Origin of the sequence: Nonomuraea wenchangensis (genome assembly GCF_900111685.1) — a bacterium.
GTDB classification, from domain to species: Bacteria; Actinomycetota; Actinomycetes; order Streptosporangiales; family Streptosporangiaceae; genus Nonomuraea; species Nonomuraea wenchangensis.
Window position 1 is genome coordinate 419016 of the sequence record NZ_FOHX01000004.1, and the last position, 17328, is coordinate 436343.

Consider the following 17328-nt stretch of genomic DNA (forward strand, 5'->3'; position numbering starts at 1 on the left):
GCATGCAAACACAGACAGGCGACGACCTGATGGCACGCGTCCTCGCCCACGCGAACGACGACGACGTCCTCGGCTCGGCGGCCAACGACCTGCTGGAGGAGGTGTTCGCCGGCTATCCGGTGGACAACCTGCGCCGGCTGCTGCGCAGCGACCACGAGAAGATCGTGCGCACGGGCGCCTGGCTGCTGTCGGAGCTGGGTGAGCTCGCCGCGCCGCTGGCCGACGAGCTGCCCGCCCTGCTCGCCAGCCCGCTGCGCCAGGTGCGCTTCTTCGCGGTCGAGGCCGTGCTGAACGCCGGTGACGCCGACGGCCCGCTCGCCGCCCGGGCGCTCGCCCTGGTCCGCGACGGCGACGACGCCGTGCGCTGGAAGGTCCTCTCCTTCCTGTCCGCGGCCGAGACCGAGCAGCTCGCGGCCGGCGCGGAGGCCCTGGAGGACGCCGAGCTCAAGGGGCTGACCGAGTGGCTGGTACGCCTCGACAGCGAGGAGGTCGACCCGCGCGAGGTCGTCGCCCGGCTGGAGGGCGGCGACCGCACGGCCCGGATGTTCGCCGCGGCCGCCGCCGCCCGCCTGTCCGACGAGGATGACACCAACCTGCTCGCGCACGCGGCCACCGCCGAGGACGAGGAGATCCGCTCGTTCGCCCTGGAGCAGCTCGACGATCTCCAGTGACCGTCAGCCCGTGCCGTAGAGGACCGACAGGAAGCGCACCAGCACGGCCTCGCGGCTGCTCGCGGGCAGGGCGTCCAGCACGGTGTTGACCACCGCCATCTCAGGCCGGCCGGCGCCCGGCCGCAGGTCGGCGCCGACCGAGGCGGCCAGCTCGGCGAAGGAGGCGTCGTCGAGCGCGTCGAGGTCCAGCCCGGCCACCAGCTCGACCAGGCCTTCCGGCAGCTCGACGGGGCCGCGCTCGCGGGCGGCGGCGGCCGACTCGGCGATCACCTTGAGCATGGCGTCCACCCCGGCCAGCGTCACGCCGGTGACGGTGATGTGCAGGTTGGCCGGGATGCCCGCGTACGAGAGCTGCGGCTGCAGGAACCAGCCCCGTGCGCGGGCCTCGTCGGCCAGCACGAACACGTCCACCCCGTCGCCGGCGAAGGCCACGAGCGACGACTCCGGCTCGCCCAGCGGACGCAGCCCGGGAATCTGCGCGATGCCCTCGCGCAGCCGCTTGGCCGCCTCCAGCGTGGCGCGGCCCAGCTCGACGTACCCCTCCCGGCCGAGCGCCTGGAGGGTGGCCCACGCGCCGCCGAGCGGCCCGGCCGAGCGGGAGCTCTGGACGGTCGCGTTGATGATCGTGTATCCGGGCCAGGCCGCCGAGGCGAAGTACGCCTTGCGGCGCATCGCCGGATCGGCGAACAGCACGACCGAGGCCCCCTTGGGGGCGTAGCCGAACTTGTGCAGGTCGCAGGAGAGTGACGTGACGCCCGGCACCGACAGGTCGAACGGCGGGATCTCGGCGCCGGCCGCGCGCAGCCACGGCAGCAGCCAGCCGCCGACGCACGCGTCCACGTGGCACGGCACCCCGGCCGCCGCCGCGACGGCGGCCACCTCCTCGACCGGGTCGATGACGCCCTGAGGGTAGGACGGCGCGGAGACGACGACGAGGACCGTGTCCTCGGTCATGGCGGCGGCGACGTCCTCCGGCCGCACCCGGTAGGTCTCCAGGTCCACGGGCACGGCGATCACCTCGACGCCGAGATAGTGGGCGGCCTTGTGGAAGGCGGGGTGGGCGGTGACGGGCACCACCAGGTTGGGCCGCTCCCGCCCGGCGTGGTCGCGGGCCGCCTTCACCGCCAGCATGATCGACTCGGTGCCGCCGCTGGTGAAGACGCCGTGGCCGCCGCCCAGCTCGTCCGCGACCGCGCCGACGACCTGGCGCTCCATCTCGACGATGCTGGGGAAGGCGGTCGGGTCCAGGCAGTTGACCTCCAGCATCTCGAAGTAGGCCCGCGCCGCCGCGTCGTTGACCTCGGCCCGGCCGGTGTCGTACACGTAGGCGGTCACCTGGCCGCCGCGCACCGGCAGGTCGTCCGCCTTGAGCCGGGCGATCTCGGCCAGCAGGTCGGCGGTGGCGCGTCCGGTCGGGGGGAGGTTCACACGGGCTCCTTCGCGAGGCGGCCGTACCAGGCCACGAACGGCAGACTGATCAACATGAGCAGGGCGGGCAGCGCGGTGAAGCCGAGCAGCAGCCCGGTCAGGGCCGCGGGCTCCTGCGCGACGGGGGATCCGGTGGGCGCGCTGACGAACCCCGAGAGCGCCAGCACGAGCGCGAACAGCCCGGGGCCGAGCGCCAGCCCCGCCGTCTCGCCCGCCGTCCACAGGCCGGTGAACGCGCCCGACTGCGCCTGCCCGGTACGGGCGGCGTCGGCGTGCACGGTGTCCGGCAGCAGCGACAGCGGCAGCAGTTGCAGGGCCGCGTAGCAGACGCCGGCGAGCGCGGTCAGCGCCAGCGTGGCGGCCAGCCCACCCCCGGCGACGGCCGGGATCAGCGCCACCGCGACCGCGCAGAACCCGATCGAGGCGGCGAGGTAGCAGCGCACCGCCCCGTGCCGCCGGGCCAGCCACGCCCATCCGGGCACCGCGAGCATGCTGGGCCCGACCAGGCAGACGAACATCACCGACGTCAGTCCGTAGTCGCCCAGCCGGTACGAGGCCACGTACGGCGCCCCGGCCAGCATCACCGCCACCGCCAGCGCCTGCGTCACGAACGCGGCGAGCAGCACGAAGAACGGCCGGTTGCCGCGCGCCAGCCGGAAGGCGGCCACCGGCCCGAGCGGGCGCGGCCCCGGCCGCGACGGCACCCAGCGGGTGCCCAGCGTGGCCGCGACCAGCGCCGCCGCCATGAGCGCGCCGATGACGACGCCCATGACGGCGTATCCGGCCCGGCCGCCGCCCGCCAGGTCCACCACGGCCGGGGCCAGGCCGCCCGCGACGAGGATGCCGACGGTCAGGCACACCACCCGCCAGGACATGATGCGGGTCCGCGCGCTCTGGGTGCCCGCCATCTCGGCGGGCAGGGCCACGTACGGCACCTGGAAGCAGGCGAACGCGGTGGCCGCAAGCAGGAACGCGACTCCTGACCAGAGCGCGCCCGGCACGCCGCCGGGGACGGCGAACATGAGCGCGAACGTCACCGGCAGCGCCGCCGCGCCGATCGCGAGCAGCCGGGTGCGGCGGCCGGTGCGTACGGCCTCGCGGTCGCTGGCCGCGCCGACGAGCGGGTTGAGCAGCACGTCCCAGATCTTGGGCGCGACGAGCACGACGCCCGCCACGGCGGCGGGGACGCCCAGCATGTCGGTCAGGTAGTAGAGCAGCAGCAGGCCGGGGACGGCGGAGAAGACGCCGGTGCCGATCGAGCCGACGCCGTAGCCGAGCAGCCGGCCGCGGCCGAGCGGGCGCTCGACGACGCCTGCGGGGTGCGTCATGGGGCGTCGCCGGGGAGGCCGAGGGTGCGGTGCAGGCTCTGGTGCAGGTGGGCGCGGAAGCGCCGCAGCGCTGCCCGGTCGCCGGCGCCGCGGCGGCGTCCTTCGGCGTCCAGCACGCCGCCCTTGGCGAAGCCGTGGATGGACCAGATCGCGGACCAGATCGTGTACTCGAGGTCCACGCCGGCGTCGATGACGCCCGCCTCGCGGGCCGGGAGCAGCGCCGCGCCGACGTTGGCGATCAGCGGCTGGACGTACTCGCGTTCCAGCTCGGTGATGTCGCTGGCGTCGGAGAGCCAGCGGTGCATCCACAGCGCGGGGATCTCGGGGTTGTCGACGCAGAAGTCGAGGTAGTCGTCCATGAGCCGGTGGATCGCGACGACGGGGTCGGCGCCGCCGATCCGGGCCATGGCCTGCTCCAGCGCGGTCCGCTCGGCCAGGTGGGCGCGTTCCATGACCGCGAGGTAGAGCTCGCGCTTGCCGCCGACGTGGTAGTTGACGGTGGCGATGTTGAGTCCGGCGGCCTCGGCGATCTGGCGGGTGGAGGTGCCGTCGTAGCCGAGGGCCGCGAAGAGCTGCGTGGCGACCTTGACGATCAGGGCGACCTGACCGCCGTCCGCTGGTGTCATGCGCCGAACATAGTTCCACCACGCCCTGCCGGTCAATCACTTGATGGAATGCGGGCTCAGTCCGGCGCCCAGTACTTCGTCATGGCCGCGTCGAGCTGCCGCACCACCGGCTGCCAGCTCTTCGGGAGCGTGTAGCGGCTCGCGCGGTGCCCCTTGTGGGCGAGGGTGTACTTCAGGAAGTCCGCGCCCCGCGGGGCCGGCTCCGAGCGGCCGACGCGGAGGCCGCTCAGCGCCGTACGGAGCCTGCGCTCCTCCTTGCCCGTGAGGCACTTGTCCACGGTCGGCCCGGTACGGCGGCTCAACCGCACCCGTGAGCGCGATGCGCCAGATCCTCATGCCCCTATGACGGGCCGGCGGGCCGATCGGGTTCACCGCAACGCGTCCACGGGCTCCATCCGGGCCGCGCGCCACGCCGGATGCAGCCCGGCCAGCAGCCCCACCAGCGCTCCCGCGAGCGGCGCGGCGATCGCCAGCCGCACGTCCAGCAGCGGCGTCCACTGCTGGACGGCCGAGACCGCGACGATCGCGACCACGCCCAGGCTCGCGCCGATCACGCCGCCGGCCAGCCCGATCAGCGTCGACTCCAGCAGGAACTGGGCGGCGACATGCCGCCTGGCCGCGCCGAGCGCCCGGCGCAGGCCGATCTCCTGGACGCGCTCCATCACGGTGACGAGCGTGACGTTCGCGATGCCGAGCGCGCCCACGACGAGCGAGACCAGGCCGAGGATGAGGAAGAGCGCGTCGGCGTCGTCCCGCGCCGCGTCCCTGGCCCTGGCGGGGCTGGGCGGGGCGATCACCTGCAGCAGGTCGCCGGCCCCGGGGCTGAGCGCCGCCGGGGCCTGACGCGCGATCAGGTCCGTCGCGCCCAGGCTGGTGTTGACCAGCACCCTGGTCACCTCGCGCAGCCCGAACCGCCGCCCCGCGGTGGGCGGCAGGATCACGGCCGCGCTCAGGTTCCGCTCCCGCCGCAGGTCGCCGAGCACCCCGAGCACCGTGTACGCGTGCCCGCCGACGAAGATCGCCGGCGCCCGGTCGAGCCGGGTGATCCCGAGCATCCTGGCCGCCTCCTCGCCGATCACGGCCACCCGGTCGCCGCGCCGGACGTGCCCCTCGTCGTAGAAACGGCCCAGCGTCATCCGGCCGCGCGCGGCACCGGGCAGCCCGGTCGTGGCGGCCAGCACGGTCAGGGCGTGCGTGGTGACCCGGGCGGGGTCCACGAGGGCGTTGGAGCGCACGGACACGTTCGCGCCCTCCACCGCGTCGGCCACCGCGGCGGCCGACTCCACGCCGCGCAGCCGGGTCAGCCGCTCCACCGCGTCCCAGGTCACCACCGGCGCCCCGGTGGTCGATTCGGGCACCTCCACGGTGACGGCCGTCGCGGCCAGCTCGTCGAAGCGGCCGACGATCTGGTTGCCCGCCGTGGCGGCCACGCCCAGCGTGACGACCAGCGTGGTGATGCCGAGCACGGTGCCGAGCGTGGTCAGCGCCGTCCGCACCGGCCTGGCCAGCAGGCCGGCGACCGCCTCGCCGGCCAGGTCGCGTACGTGCATCACTCCTCCTCCACCAGCACGCCGTCGGTGATCCGCACCCGGCGCCCGGCCCGCTCGCTGACCTCCTGCTCGTGCGTGATGACCACGATCGTCAGGCCCTGCTCCCGCAGCTCCCCGAACAGGTCGAGCACCGCCTCGGTGTTGCGGCTGTCCAGGTTGCCGGTGGGCTCGTCGCACAGCAGCAGCGACGGGCCGCCCAGGAGGGCGCGGGCGATGGCCGCCCGCTGGCGCTCGCCGCCGGACAGCCGATCCGGCGCGAACCCGGTCCGGTGGCCGAGGCCCACCCGCTCCAGCGCCGCGAGGGCCCGCTCCCGCCTGCCCCTGCGCGGCCGGCCGCCGTAGATCTCGGCCAGCATGACGTTCTCCAGCACGCTGCGGTGCGGGAGCAGGTGGAAGGACTGGAAGACGAAGCCGATCCGGCCGCCGCGCAGCCGGGTCCTGGCCCCGTCCCTGAGCGTCGTGGTCTCCACGCCGTCCAGGCGGTAGCCGCCGGACGTCGGGCGGTCCAGCAGCCCCACCACGTTCAGCAGGGTGGACTTGCCGGAGCCCGACGGGCCGACGATCGCCAGGTGCTCGCCCCGCTCCACGCGCAGCGACACCTCGCGCAGCGCGCGGACCGGCGGCGCGGCGGGATACTCCCTGGAGACCTTCACCAGCTCGACGACGGGTGGCGGTGTCCCCCGATCAGCCACCGCTCACCACCACCCGGTCGCCCTCCTTGAGCGCGCCGCCGACCTCGACGTTCCCGTCGGCGGTCAGGCCCGTACGCACCTCGACGTCCCTGGTCCGGTCCGTCGCGTACTCGACCCGCACCCGGGCCCTGCCGTCCGCCGACGTGATCACCGCGGCCACCGGGACGACCAGCACCGGCTCCTCGGTCGCCCCCACCGTCACCCGTACGGTCACCGCGACGCCCGCCCGCAGGCCCGCGCGCCCGGTCGGCGAGAGCAGGACGGCCTGGGAGCCCTCGGGCGGCTCCTCCCCGCCGGGCCGCCCGGCCTGCTCGCCTACCGCGCTAAGCCGGGCCTGGTACGTCCGGCCCGAGTCCAGCTCGACGGTGGCCTTCATGCCGGGCCGCAACAGCTCGGCCTCGGCCGCCTCGACCGACCCGGTCACCGCGAACGCCGAGCTGGTCACCGTCGCCACCTCGCCCTCGACGGGCCGGCCCGGCTTCGCCGCGACCTTCTGGACGCGGGCGGGCAGCTTCGGCAGGAACACCACCTCGCCCGGCGGGATCGACACGCCGTAGGTGCGGGCGTACTCGGCCAGCATCTCCTCGGCCGCGGCCACGTCCGCCCTCGCGCCGGCCACCTTCATGCGGGCCGGGGAGAGCTGCCTGGCCTGGCGTAGCGCCTGTTCGGCGGTCACCACCGCCTCCTTCGCGGCCCTCACCGCGCTGCGCAGCTCCGCCAGCCTGGACTCGCCGGCCTCCTCGGCCTTGCGCAGTGCCAGGTCACGGGCCTGATGGGCCGCCGCCAGGTCCGCCCTGGCGTTGGCCACCTTCAGCTCCAGCAGGCTCGTGTCGACGGAGGCGGTCGGCCGGGGGGTGGCCGTGACCTCCGCGGTCGGCGAGGTCGCCGGGTCGGTCGTCGGCTGGGAGACGGCCTGGTAGAGGGCCTGTTCGGCTTCGAGGAGGCGTTCGCGCGCCGCTCGGACGGCCGCGTCCGCCGCCGCCAGGTCGGCCTCGTCGGCGGGCGTCGGCCCGCCGGACTCGGCCTCGGCCAGCGCGGCGCGCGCCGCCTTCAGGTCCTTCTCCGCGTTGTCCAGCCGGACCTTCAGCGGCAGCACGTCACGCCCACGGTCCAGGGCCTGCTGCTCGGTCGCCAGGCTCTCCCTGGCCGTCCGTACGGCCTTGCGCAGCGTCTCGTACGTCTGCCGCTCGGACAGCGTCGGCTGCTGGGCCTCGTACCCCTTCTTGGCGTACATGCGGGTCACGGCGGCGATCGTGGCGCGGTCGAACACGCCAGAGGCGGGCGCGCGGTAGCCGAGCCGGCGCAGGGCCCGCTGCAGTTGCCGTACGTCGGCCCCCTTGCCGCCGGGGGCGATCGTGCGGTGCATCGGCACCGCGCCGCGCAGGGCGAACACCGGGCGGCCGTTGACCTCCATCAGCACGGCGCCCTCGCCGATCCGGCCCTTGCGCGGCGCGCGGGTGGCCCGCTGCAGCTCGGCGTCGCCGCCGACCACGCCGGCCAGGGTGACCGGCAGCGGGGAGCCGTACTCCAGCATGCCGCTGAGCACCACCGTGCTGACCAGCTTGCGGCGCTCCACGGCGGCGGTGACGAGCGAGGCGGCGGGCGCGGCGCGGCGGGCAGCCTCGTCGGCGGGGGAGCGCAGCCGGGCGCCGACCGCCCAGCCGGCGCCCGCGATGACGACCACGCCGGCCACGACGCCGGCGAGGAGCCTGCGTGGGGATCTCATGAGGGCCGGTCAGAAGGCGAAGCGGTCGTTGACCTGCCGCTGGAGCACGGTCTCCTTGGGCAGGTAGGCCGCGTAGAAGTCCTTGCCGCACTCCAGGTCGTCGAGGGCCGCCTTGATCTCCTTGGTGAGGTACGGCCTGGCCTGCTCGGGGGTGAGCGTCGGCATCTGGATCTGCTTGGTGTCCTTCGTCATCTTCGGTCCGCCGGGCTGGTCGCCCTGCTGCTCGCGGCCCAGCTTGCTCTGCTGGTCCAGGAACGTGAGCTCGCCGCGCCTGTCCATGGCGGTCGGCTTGGTGTCGCTGACGGCGTAGCCCTTGCCTTTGAGGCAGGTGGCCATGGAGCCGGCCAGGCTCACCAGCTCCTGGTCGCCGTCGAGCTCGGCGGCCTTGGCCCGCTTGTGGGCCTGGGCGATCTGGCCGTAGTAGTCCATGCCCGACTTCAGGGTCAGACCGAGGGCCTGCTTGCCCGCCACGGCGACGCAGGCGTCCCTGGCCTCCTGGTAGGCCTCCCCCTGGGACGGCGAGAGCGCTCCCGCGATCTTGATGTTGGGGTCCTGGACGGGCTCTCCGCCCATGTGCTCCGGGGCGTTCAGCTCCTTGGGGTAGACGTGCAGGGCGAAGACCCCGAAACCGTACTTCTCGCGGTAGGTCCGCATCGCCTCGTAGTCGCCGGAGGCGAGCTTGCGCTCCTGGTCGCTCTCCTGCTTCTCCGGCTTCACGTACGGCACGTACGTGAAGCCCTTCTGCTTCATGCAGTCGGCCTTGGCGGCCTCGAACTGGCGCTTCTTGTCCTGGACGGCCGTGCTCGGGGCGGCCGTGTCCGGGGCGGCGGCCGGGCTCCCGGCGGCGCCTCCGCAGGCGCAGAGGGCGGTCGCCGCGACGGACATGGCAAGGGCCAGGCGGGATCTCTTGAGCATGGGACGAGACCATACTCCGTTCAACGAAGCATGGTCAATCCAGGCAGTGCCGTCGCTGCCGCAGCGGCACGAACGCGGCGGCCGTCGTCAGCAGGACGAGGATGCCCGCGTAGGCGAGGTGCTGCCGGCCGAGCTGCTGGACGTGAAAGGCCAGCTCGCCGAGGACCACGAGCAGATAGATCCCCGACGCCATCGCCCACCGGTGGTCGCGCGCCAGGTAGCCGCCCGTCACCGCCAGCCCGAGCGCCACCGCCTCCACGGCCATCCTGCTCAGGCTGATCGGGTGCTCCGTCCCCTCCGCCATCCACGCGGGGCCCGCCCACGCGACCGGTACGACCGCCGCCCACCACCACCACGACCTGGCCCGCGCCGGCCGCCGCAGCGACGCCAGCACCACCAGGCCGATCAGCACGATCGCGTAGCCGGCGGCCACCAGGAACGGATCGCTGTCCTGGAACAGCGCCCGCCCGGAGAGCCCGCCCGGGTGCACCGGCAGCACGGTCACGTCGAACCACTGCCGGCCCGAGGCGAGCGCGACCGCCTTCACGGCGGTGAGCAGCGTGAGCGCGAAGGCCGTACGCAGCCGTCCGCGCAGGATCGCGAGCAGCGCCGACGCCGACAGCAGCGTCCACAGCGGCAGCTCGCGCGCGTACGGGAGCAACGCGGCCAGGTTCGCCACCGCGACGGCCGTGACGCCCAGATGCAGGCCGTCCTCCCAGGCGCTGCCGGTCGCCTGGTGCGTGACGCGGCTGCGTAAGCCGCCCGTCAGCAGGCCCCACGCCTCCCGGAGCACGGGCATCCTCCTGCCGGGGGCGGCGTCCTCCAGCAGCACGTCCAGCAGCTCGTCGCCGTGCGCCCGCCGGTAGGGGCGCGGGTAGGCCAGCAGCAGCCTGCGGTAACGCCGTTCGAGCGGGTCGCCGGGCGCCGTCATGCGCCGGACGGGCGCAGGACCAGGGCGGCCGCCTCCTGCATCCGCCTGGCCTCGGCCTCCACCAGCGCCTGGCCCTCGTCGGTGATCCTGAAGTAGCGCCGGTTGCGGCCGTTGACGGTCTCCTCGCGGTCCACGGCGATCACGCCCCGCTCGTTGAGCCGCTCCAGGATGCCGTAGAGCGTGCCGACGGACGGCTGGACCCGCCCGCGCGACAGCTCCTTGATCGACTTGCTGATCGCGTGTCCGTGCAGCGGGCCCGCACGCAGGGCCGTGAGCACGAAGTACATCGGCTCGCTGACTTCAGAGGTTCCCCTGGGCATGGGGCGACATTATTCCGTTCAACGGAGCGTCCGCAACGCCCAGGGGATCCGCCTGGCCTACCGGCAGCGCGCCCCATTGAGGTGGAACACCTCGGGCGCCGCATTCGGACCGGAGGTGTGCGTGCCGTTGAACCCGAACGTCACCTGCTGTCCGGGCTTGATCTTGCCGTTCCAGCTCAGCGCCTTGGCCGTCACCACCGGGCCCGACTGCGACAACGTCGCGCCCCAGACGTGCCCGGCCTCCTGACCGGCCGGGAACGCCCAGCGCAGGGTCCAGCCGTCCACCGCCTGCTTGCCGGTGTTCTCGATCACGACCTGCGCGGTGAACCCGCCCGGCCACGTGCCGTGCGCCGTGTACGAGACCCGGCAGTCCGAACGCTCGCCCCTGTCGGCAAGGAAGGCCGAGACCCAGGCCAGCGGCGAGTTCCAGTTGATGGTCAGCTCGTTCGTCGACCACGACTCGATGTGGTCGATGTAGCAGAACTGCGGCTTGCAGCCCTGCAGCAGGCGCTGGGCGACGGGGTCCTGGATGGCGGAGTTCGGGCCGCCGGCCAGCGTGCCGCGCGGCGGGTTCGGCAGGGCGGGGTCGAGCTGGTGGGCGTACCAGCGGCTGTGCTGGTTCTTGGAGGCGACCTCGCCATAGCCGGTCACGTACGACTGGTTGAGCGCGTTGCGGCCCAGGATGTAGTCCATGCCCTCGCGGACGGCCGCGCGGTACTTCTCCTGCCCGGTCAGGTCATAGGCGGTGGCCACGACGACCAGGTTGTTCAGCACCAGGTTGTTGGAGCCCCAGTCGTAGTCCGGCGGGTTGTAGGCCAGCCCGTACGGGTGCGCCCGCTGGATCGCCAGATACTTCTCGGCCCCCTCGACCACCGACTGCCGCACCCGCGCCCGGTCCGGCAGCGCGTTGGGCACCGTCGCCAGCTCCAGGCGGCCGAGCTGGGCCGTGTTGCCCCAGTCGAAGCCGCGATCGCGCCAGATGTCGCCGGTGTGGTGCGGCGAGGCCAGGACGAAGTCCTTGAACTCCTTCTCGCCGGTCGTGATGTAGAGCTCGGCCGCCGCCCAGTAGAACTCGTCGCTGACGTCGGCGTCGTTGTAGGCGCCGCCGCCGGTGCCGTCGGCAGGGTCGGCGTACCTGGCGGGCTCGGCCTTGGCCGCCGCCCACGCCTTGCGGGCCGCCGTCAGGTTCCGCGCCGCGAACGCGGCGTCGTACGGCGCGAACAGCCGGGCCGCCTGCGCCGCCGTCGCGGCCAGGTTCAGCGTCGCCGCCGTGGACGGCGGGTGCAGCTCGCGCGGCTGCGGATCGAGGTGCGGCAGCAGCGGCAGCCCGGTCCAGGCCCGGTCGTGGATCTTGTGGTGGGCCATGCCGGCCAGCGGCTTGCCGTCCGGCACCTGCATGCTCAGCAGGAACTCCTGCTCCCAGCGGGCCTCGTCCAGGATGTCGGGGCGGCCGTTGCCGCTCTCCGGGATCGCGAGCTGGCCGTCCTTGAAGGCCGCCCGGTCGCGCTCGTAGGCGGACATGAGCTGGTGGACGGAGATGCCGCCGTTGACGACGTACTTGCCGTGGTCGCCGGCGTCGTACCAGCCGCCCTTGACGTCGAGCGAGTAGTCGCAGACGCCCGGTTGGCAGGGGACGCTCACGTCGCCCTGGTTGGGCGCGACGCCGAGGTGGCCGGCCGGGCGGGCGTAGCCGGGGCGCAGGCTGCCCAGGATCTCGATGCCGCTGCGCTGGGTGTAGTAGAACTTCAGCGCGTCGGTCGGGAGCTGGTCGTAGAGGTCGGCGGCGATGTCGAACGGGCGGCTCGTCTCGCCGTCGGCGGTGATCGTGTAGCCCTCACCGGCCTTGCGGTAGGAGCCGAAGTCGAGCGTGTGGACGTTCTGGCCGGAGCTGGCGTCCACACCCCTGGGGGTGGTCCTGCCCTTGGCGACGGTCTCGTTGGCGGCGTTCTTGAGCTCCCAGTCCAGCGCGGCCGTGGCGGCGGTGACCACGGTGGCCTTCTTGGGGCCCGAGGGCAGGTAGCCGAGCATGTTCACGCGGACGCGGGGCCCGGTGTCCGGCTCGTAGACCTCGGGTTCCGCGCCGCCCTTCAGCGACACGTCGTCCATGCAGAACCTCCAGGGCTCGGCGCTGCCCCCGAGCTGGAACGCGACCTGCGCGTTCGGCAGCGACACGGGGGCGGTGAAGGTGTAGGAGTAGTCGTTGCCGGAGACGCTCATCTCGGGGGCGGCCGACAGATACTGCGTCCACGGGTCCACGGGGAGCTGGATCAGGGCGCGGCCGACCTTGGCGGGGGTGGCGGTGGCGAAGAACCCGAAGGCGTAGGTCTCGCCCTCGACCAGCGGGAGGTCGTTCTGGCCGATGATGACGTCCCACGGGTTGGCGGTGCCGCCGGGGATGTCGGCGCACAGGCGGCCGTCCTGGACGGTGGGCGTCACGTTTCCGGTGCTCCACCAGGGGGCGGTGCCGGTGTCGAAGGTGCCGTTCACGATCTGCTCGGGTCCCTCGTCGGCGGCGCGGGCGGACGTCGCGGGGGACAGGGCGACCATGGTGAGGAGGGCCAGTAAGGCGGCCCGGCATCGGGGCATGGAGGTCCTTTGGGGGAGGATTGGGAGCGCTCCCAATCCTGATGGGCCGGTAGGGCCGCGTCAACGGGGCCGCACCAACCATGATTCAGAACGGTGAAACTTTCACGCGCCCACTCACTCGGGCTCCCTGCCGTCCCCGACAGTGAACGCCGGGCCGTCCCCTGCGTAGACCCAGATCTGACGCTGACGTGTCTCTTACGCCCTTGAGAGATCCACTTGTCCTGGCCTCGGGTACGGGTGCCGTGATCACATTCAGGAGGCACCGGAGATGGCCGATTTTCCCATCGTCGTCGGGATCAACCGCACCCAGGACGGGTCCATCGCCGTCGCGGTCGGCGACGCGGGCATGTACAGCCTGCAGAAGGAGCGCATCACCCGGCGCAAGCACCACTGGGGCCGGCTCGGCGACCTGCCCGACCGCTACCTGCCCGCGATGCCGCTGCTCAAGGAGCCGGTGGACCTCGTGGTCGAGGGATACTCCTCCGACGCCGAGATCGAGAACCTGGAGGACTACCACGAGGAGCTGCGCGAGAGCCTGAGCCTCAAGGAGGACGCCCGGATCGTCCAGGTCTCGCACCACCTGAGCCATCTCTACAGCGCCTTCCACCCGTCGCCGTTCGAGCAGGCGGCCGGACTGGTCGTGGACAACCAGGGCAGCCCGGTCCGGCGTTTCACCGAGCCGTTCACGCCGCCGCCCGGCGCCTCCGGCGACCTGCTGGAGGTCGCCTCCTTCTACCGGTGCACCCGTGACGGCGTCGAATGCCTGGCCAAGCAGCTCTGGCACGGCGACTGGGCCGACCCGGCCGGGCTCGGCTGCTTCTACGCCCTGCTCACCAAGGCGCTCTGGCCCGAGGGCGAGGGCAACGAGGGCAAGGTCATGGGCCTGGCCCCGTACGGCGACCCGGACGCGCTCGGTCTGCCGGAGCTCGACGTGCGCGGGCACGAGGTGCTGATCCCGCCCGCGTGGACCGAGCTGTTCGCCCGGCGCGAGGACTTCCTCTACGAGCCGGGCGGCGAGCCGTTCCGCCGCGCGGCGAACCTGGCCGCCGCCGGCCAGCGCGCCTTCGAGCACGCCCTGGCCGCCCTCGCGGACTGGCTGCACGCCAGGACCGGCCTGGACAGGCTGGCCTTCGCCGGCGGCACGGCGCTCAACTGCTCGGCCAACGGCCTGCTCATCAGGCGGGGGCCGTTCCGCGAGGTGTTCGTGCCGCCGAGCCCGCACGACGGCGGCACCGCGATCGGCTGCGCGCTCTACGGGCTGGAGGCCGTCCTCGGCGTCCGCGGCCGGTGGCGCTGGCGCGACGACTTCCTCGGCCCCGACCCCGACGAGAGCGAGATCACCGCGGCCGTCGGCAGCCTGCCGGACGGCCTGGTCGCCGAGCAGCCGGATGACCTGATCGCGGCGATGGTGGCGCTGCTGGAGGACGGCCGGGTCGTGGGCCTGCACCAGGGCCGCAGCGAGTCCGGGCCGCGCGCGCTCGGCAACCGCAGCATCATCGGCGACCCGCGCAGGCCCGACATCCAGGACTACATCAACTACGAGGTCAAGGGCCGCGAGTGGTTCCGGCCGCTGGCCCCGCTGGTGCTCGCCGAGCACGCCCAGCGCTTCTTCGACGTGGACCGGCCCGCCCCGTTCATGCAGTACGCCACCGAGGTCCGCCCCGAGTGCCGCGAGCTGCTGCCCGGGATCACGCACGTGGACGGCACCGCCCGGCTGCAGACGGTGGAGCCCGAGCGCACGCCGTTCCTGCACGCGCTGCTCACCCGCTGGTACGCGCGGACCGGCCTGCCCGTGCTGATCAACACCTCGCTGAACGGCCCCGGCCGGCCGCTCACCGAGACGCCCGAGCACTCGATCGACACGCTGCGCACCACCGGCATGCACGCGCTGGTGATGCCGCCGTACCTGATCAGGAAGACGGACTGAGCGGCGGCTCGCCGAGGCGGTCGAGCACGTTCGCGGTGATGCGCGCGACCGCCGCCGAGCCGTCCAGCCCGCGCGGCCAGTCGGTGGTCGCGCCGGTGAACACAGTGCCGGTGAACGCGGTGCCCACCCTGGTGTGCAGGCCCATGGTGGCGGCCCTGTTGCCGAGCCCCCAGCCGGCCGCCGCGCAGTCGCCCACCGCCAGGATGGTGAACCCGCCCGGCGTGCCGTCCTCCCCGGTCGGCACGCGGGGCGGCCTGGCGGCCCGGTCGAACGCGGCCCCGTCGCACTCGTAGCCCACCAGGCACTCCTCCAGCCCGAACACGTCGCCGTCGCGCAGCCCCGTGCCCGCGTACACCCAGTGGTCGGCGTGCTGGACGCGGAAGCCGACCGGCTCGGGATGCTCGTCGCGGTCGCGCTCGCCGCCGTTGCGGAAGCTGACGCCGGTCAGCTCGTTCTCCGGGGGGCCGTGCTCGTGCCAGAAGCCGGTCCGCTCGAAGGTGACCGCGTCCCGGAAGGCGATCCGCCACCAGCAGGTGTTGCCGCCGAAGAAGGCCACGTTCCGCCCGGCCGCCACGTGCCGGGACACGGCGGCGCGCATGGCGTCGCTCCAGTACTCGTCGTGCCCCGCGCTCACCAGCAGCCGGTACGGCGCCAGCAGCTCCTCGCCGTCCCGGTGCAGGTCGAGGTCCGTGCAGTAGTCCACCGGGTAGCCGCGCCGGGCCAGCCAGGCCACGAAGCGGCCGTCCCAGTGGACGAACGTCTGGCGGGGCGTCGGGTCGTACGGGTCGAAGTTCGTCACGTCGTAGGGGGTGGCGCCGGTGCCGCCGCCCGGCCGGTGCAGCGACACCCCCGGAGCCCCCGGGACATCCCCAGGCTGTGGATGGTCGTACAGGCACCAGCCGCCCGAGACGTTGTAGGCGTGGTAGGTGAACAGCGGCAGCTTGTAGAGGATCCGGGCGGACGGGGCCGCCGGGCGCACCACGAAGAGCGCCTTCGCCTCCCGCCCGTCGGGCGTCGTACGGTCAGGGTCGGTGCGGTCGCCGTCGTCGTCGCCCTCGACCAGCACCGCCACGTACACCCCGGGCTCGGCCGGGGCGGGCAGCTCATGGCCCGGCCAGGCCGGCAGCGGCTCGCCACGGGCGCCGGTCCCGTCGCGGCCCCAGTCGTGCGCGGGCAGGTGCGGCGGCGCGTCCGCGCCGGGCAGCCACGGCGACTTCGCCGACAACGTCAGCCCGTCGCCGCACCGGTGGAACTCCACCCGGAAGCGCGGCGCGTCCGTCGCCGCCCGCAAGGTCAGCGTCCCGCCCGCACGAGGGCTCGGCTGCTCCACGTATCCCCTGATCACATCGCCAGGACTACCCGGTCGTACGACACGAAATAGCAGGTCAGCGTATGTATTGGGTTTGACGTCCCGCGGCGGGTAGCGTCGGCCGCATGCGTGCGTACCTGGTCACACTCACGCTCTCGGCCGTGCTCTCCGCCGCGTGCGGCGGCCCGGCCGCGCCCACCGCTGGGCCCGCCGCCGCGCCCGAGGCGGCGCCGCCCGCCTCGCCGGCCCCCACGCCCGCGGCGGCCCCGTTGCGGGGCAAGACGGTCGTCCTCGACCCCGGGCACAACGGCGGCAACGCCTCCCACCCGGTCGAGATCAACCGCCCGGTGGACGTCATCAACGGCACCAAGCCGTGCAACACGACCGGCACCCAGACCGACGCCGGCTACCCCGAGCACGCCTTCACCTGGGACCTCGCCGGCCGGCTCAAGCCGATGCTCGAACGCATGGGCGCCAAGGTCGTGCTCACCCGGCCCAACGACAAGGGCGTCGGCCCCTGCGTCACCGAGCGGGCGGCCATCGGCAACGAGGCGCGGGCGGACGCCGTGCTGTCCATCCACGGCGACGGGGCCGCGCCGCAGGGGCACGGCTTTCATGTGATCATGCCGGGCCTGCTGCCCGGCCACAACGAGGAGGTGATCGAGCCGTCGCGGCGGCTCGGCCACGCCGTACGCGACGCCTACCGCGCCGGCACCGGCATCCCGTACGCGAACTACGTCGGCAAGGACGGCCTGCAGACCCGTACGGACCTCGGCGGTCTCAACCTGTCGACCCGGCCGGCGGTCTTCATCGAGTGCGGCAACATGCGCAACCCGGGCGACGCCCGCAAGATGTCCAGCCCCGCTTTCAGGCAGCGCATGGCGACCTCACTTGCCACCGGCCTGCGCGACTTCCTGACCTGAACGGCCGCGTCAGACCTCGTGGGAGAGCGGTTCGCCGCCCACCACGCAGGCGATGTCGTCGAGTTGCACGCTGAGCAGGGTGCCGTTCATGCCGAGCACGAGCACGAGGTCGCGCCGTGAGGGGTGGGCCAGCATGACCCGGCCGACGACTCCGTTGTCCAAGACCACGGTGGGGCGGCCTGCCGCATAGTCCATGCCCTCGTGACTCCTCTCCGAGAGGGACCGGCCCCCGCCGGACCCTTCTCCCCCCAGCATGCACAGGCGAACGCCGTCACCGCATCGGCCATCCGGACCAATTTCTCGCCGGACTTCCTGACTTGGACTTCGGACCGAAGAAAGTCCGGCTGGTTGAGTAGGATGGCGATCACGTTGCCGCGTGGCTAAGGAGACGGCCTT

Annotated in this window: 16 protein-coding genes; 3 read left to right on the forward strand and 13 right to left on the reverse strand. The window is 73.4% G+C overall.

Annotated features, from left to right (window positions below):
* Positions 1-2 precede the first annotated feature (2 nt).
* The gene (locus BMW85_RS14455; protein ID WP_091081477.1) at positions 3-671 is read left to right on the forward strand and encodes a hypothetical protein; all 669 of its coding nucleotides are present in this window, start codon (positions 3-5) and stop codon (positions 669-671) included.
* Positions 672-674: 3 nt separating this feature from the next.
* On the opposite strand, the gene BMW85_RS14460 is transcribed toward BMW85_RS14455, so the two are convergent.
* The 11 genes from BMW85_RS14460 to BMW85_RS14510 all read right to left on the reverse strand — a co-directional run bounded on the left by BMW85_RS14460 (position 675) and on the right by BMW85_RS14510 (position 12773).
* On the reverse strand, positions 675-2099 hold the full coding sequence (locus BMW85_RS14460) for a pyridoxal phosphate-dependent decarboxylase family protein (protein WP_091081479.1): 1425 nt from the start codon (positions 2097-2099) through the stop codon (positions 675-677).
* Positions 2096-3427 (reverse strand): MFS transporter, encoded by a 1332-nt coding sequence (locus tag BMW85_RS14465; protein WP_091081480.1) that lies wholly within the window; start codon positions 3425-3427, stop codon positions 2096-2098. Before BMW85_RS14465 ends, BMW85_RS14460 begins: the two co-directional genes overlap by 4 nt.
* Positions 3424-4053 (reverse strand): TetR/AcrR family transcriptional regulator, encoded by a 630-nt coding sequence (locus tag BMW85_RS14470; RefSeq protein ID WP_091081482.1) that lies wholly within the window; start codon positions 4051-4053, stop codon positions 3424-3426. The genes BMW85_RS14465 and BMW85_RS14470 overlap by 4 nt, the downstream gene beginning before the upstream one ends.
* A gap of 56 nt (positions 4054-4109) precedes the next feature.
* Positions 4110-4331, reverse strand: a complete 222-nt coding sequence (locus BMW85_RS14475) for a hypothetical protein (RefSeq protein ID WP_143082281.1) — start codon at positions 4329-4331, stop codon at positions 4110-4112.
* Between the two features lie 90 nt (positions 4332-4421).
* Complete coding sequence (locus BMW85_RS14480) at positions 4422-5603, reverse strand: ABC transporter permease (RefSeq protein ID WP_091081485.1); 1182 nt, start codon at positions 5601-5603, stop codon at positions 4422-4424.
* The gene (locus tag BMW85_RS14485; protein ID WP_091081486.1) at positions 5603-6295 is read right to left on the reverse strand and encodes an ABC transporter ATP-binding protein; all 693 of its coding nucleotides are present in this window, start codon (positions 6293-6295) and stop codon (positions 5603-5605) included. The genes BMW85_RS14480 and BMW85_RS14485 overlap by 1 nt, the downstream gene beginning before the upstream one ends.
* Positions 6288-8021: a peptidoglycan-binding protein gene (locus BMW85_RS14490; RefSeq protein WP_091081488.1), complete on the reverse strand. Its 1734-nt coding sequence runs from the start codon at positions 8019-8021 to the stop codon at positions 6288-6290. The genes BMW85_RS14485 and BMW85_RS14490 overlap by 8 nt, the downstream gene beginning before the upstream one ends.
* A gap of 9 nt (positions 8022-8030) precedes the next feature.
* The gene (locus tag BMW85_RS14495) at positions 8031-8936 is read right to left on the reverse strand and encodes a hypothetical protein (protein ID WP_091081490.1); all 906 of its coding nucleotides are present in this window, start codon (positions 8934-8936) and stop codon (positions 8031-8033) included.
* A 34-nt stretch (positions 8937-8970) separates the two neighbouring features.
* Positions 8971-9867, reverse strand: coding sequence for a hypothetical protein (locus BMW85_RS14500; RefSeq protein WP_091081492.1), 897 nt, complete (start codon positions 9865-9867; stop codon positions 8971-8973).
* Complete coding sequence (locus tag BMW85_RS14505; protein ID WP_091081493.1) at positions 9864-10187, reverse strand: PadR family transcriptional regulator; 324 nt, start codon at positions 10185-10187, stop codon at positions 9864-9866. The genes BMW85_RS14500 and BMW85_RS14505 overlap by 4 nt, the downstream gene beginning before the upstream one ends.
* 57 nt (positions 10188-10244) lie before the next feature.
* Positions 10245-12773: a glycoside hydrolase family 9 protein gene (locus BMW85_RS14510; RefSeq protein WP_091081495.1), complete on the reverse strand. Its 2529-nt coding sequence runs from the start codon at positions 12771-12773 to the stop codon at positions 10245-10247.
* Between the two features lie 268 nt (positions 12774-13041).
* Here BMW85_RS14510 and BMW85_RS14515 point away from each other — a divergent pair, with 268 nt between their 5' ends.
* Positions 13042-14700, forward strand: a complete 1659-nt coding sequence (locus tag BMW85_RS14515) for a carbamoyltransferase family protein (protein ID WP_091081496.1) — start codon at positions 13042-13044, stop codon at positions 14698-14700.
* Here the strand turns inward: BMW85_RS14515 and BMW85_RS14520 are convergent.
* The gene (locus BMW85_RS14520) at positions 14684-16045 is read right to left on the reverse strand and encodes a N,N-dimethylformamidase beta subunit family domain-containing protein (RefSeq protein ID WP_218155776.1); all 1362 of its coding nucleotides are present in this window, start codon (positions 16043-16045) and stop codon (positions 14684-14686) included. The two genes, BMW85_RS14515 and BMW85_RS14520, sit on opposite strands and share 17 nt — an antisense overlap.
* 89 nt (positions 16046-16134) lie before the next feature.
* Between BMW85_RS14520 and BMW85_RS14525 the strand changes: the two genes are divergently transcribed.
* Positions 16135-16932, forward strand: a complete 798-nt coding sequence (locus BMW85_RS14525; protein ID WP_091081498.1) for an N-acetylmuramoyl-L-alanine amidase — start codon at positions 16135-16137, stop codon at positions 16930-16932.
* 9 nt (positions 16933-16941) lie between these two features.
* Here BMW85_RS14525 and BMW85_RS14530 read toward each other — a convergent pair whose 3' ends face one another.
* Entirely contained in the window at positions 16942-17127 is a 186-nt protein-coding gene (locus tag BMW85_RS14530; protein ID WP_091081499.1) for a hypothetical protein, read from the reverse strand.
* Positions 17128-17328: the final 201 nt, after the last annotated feature.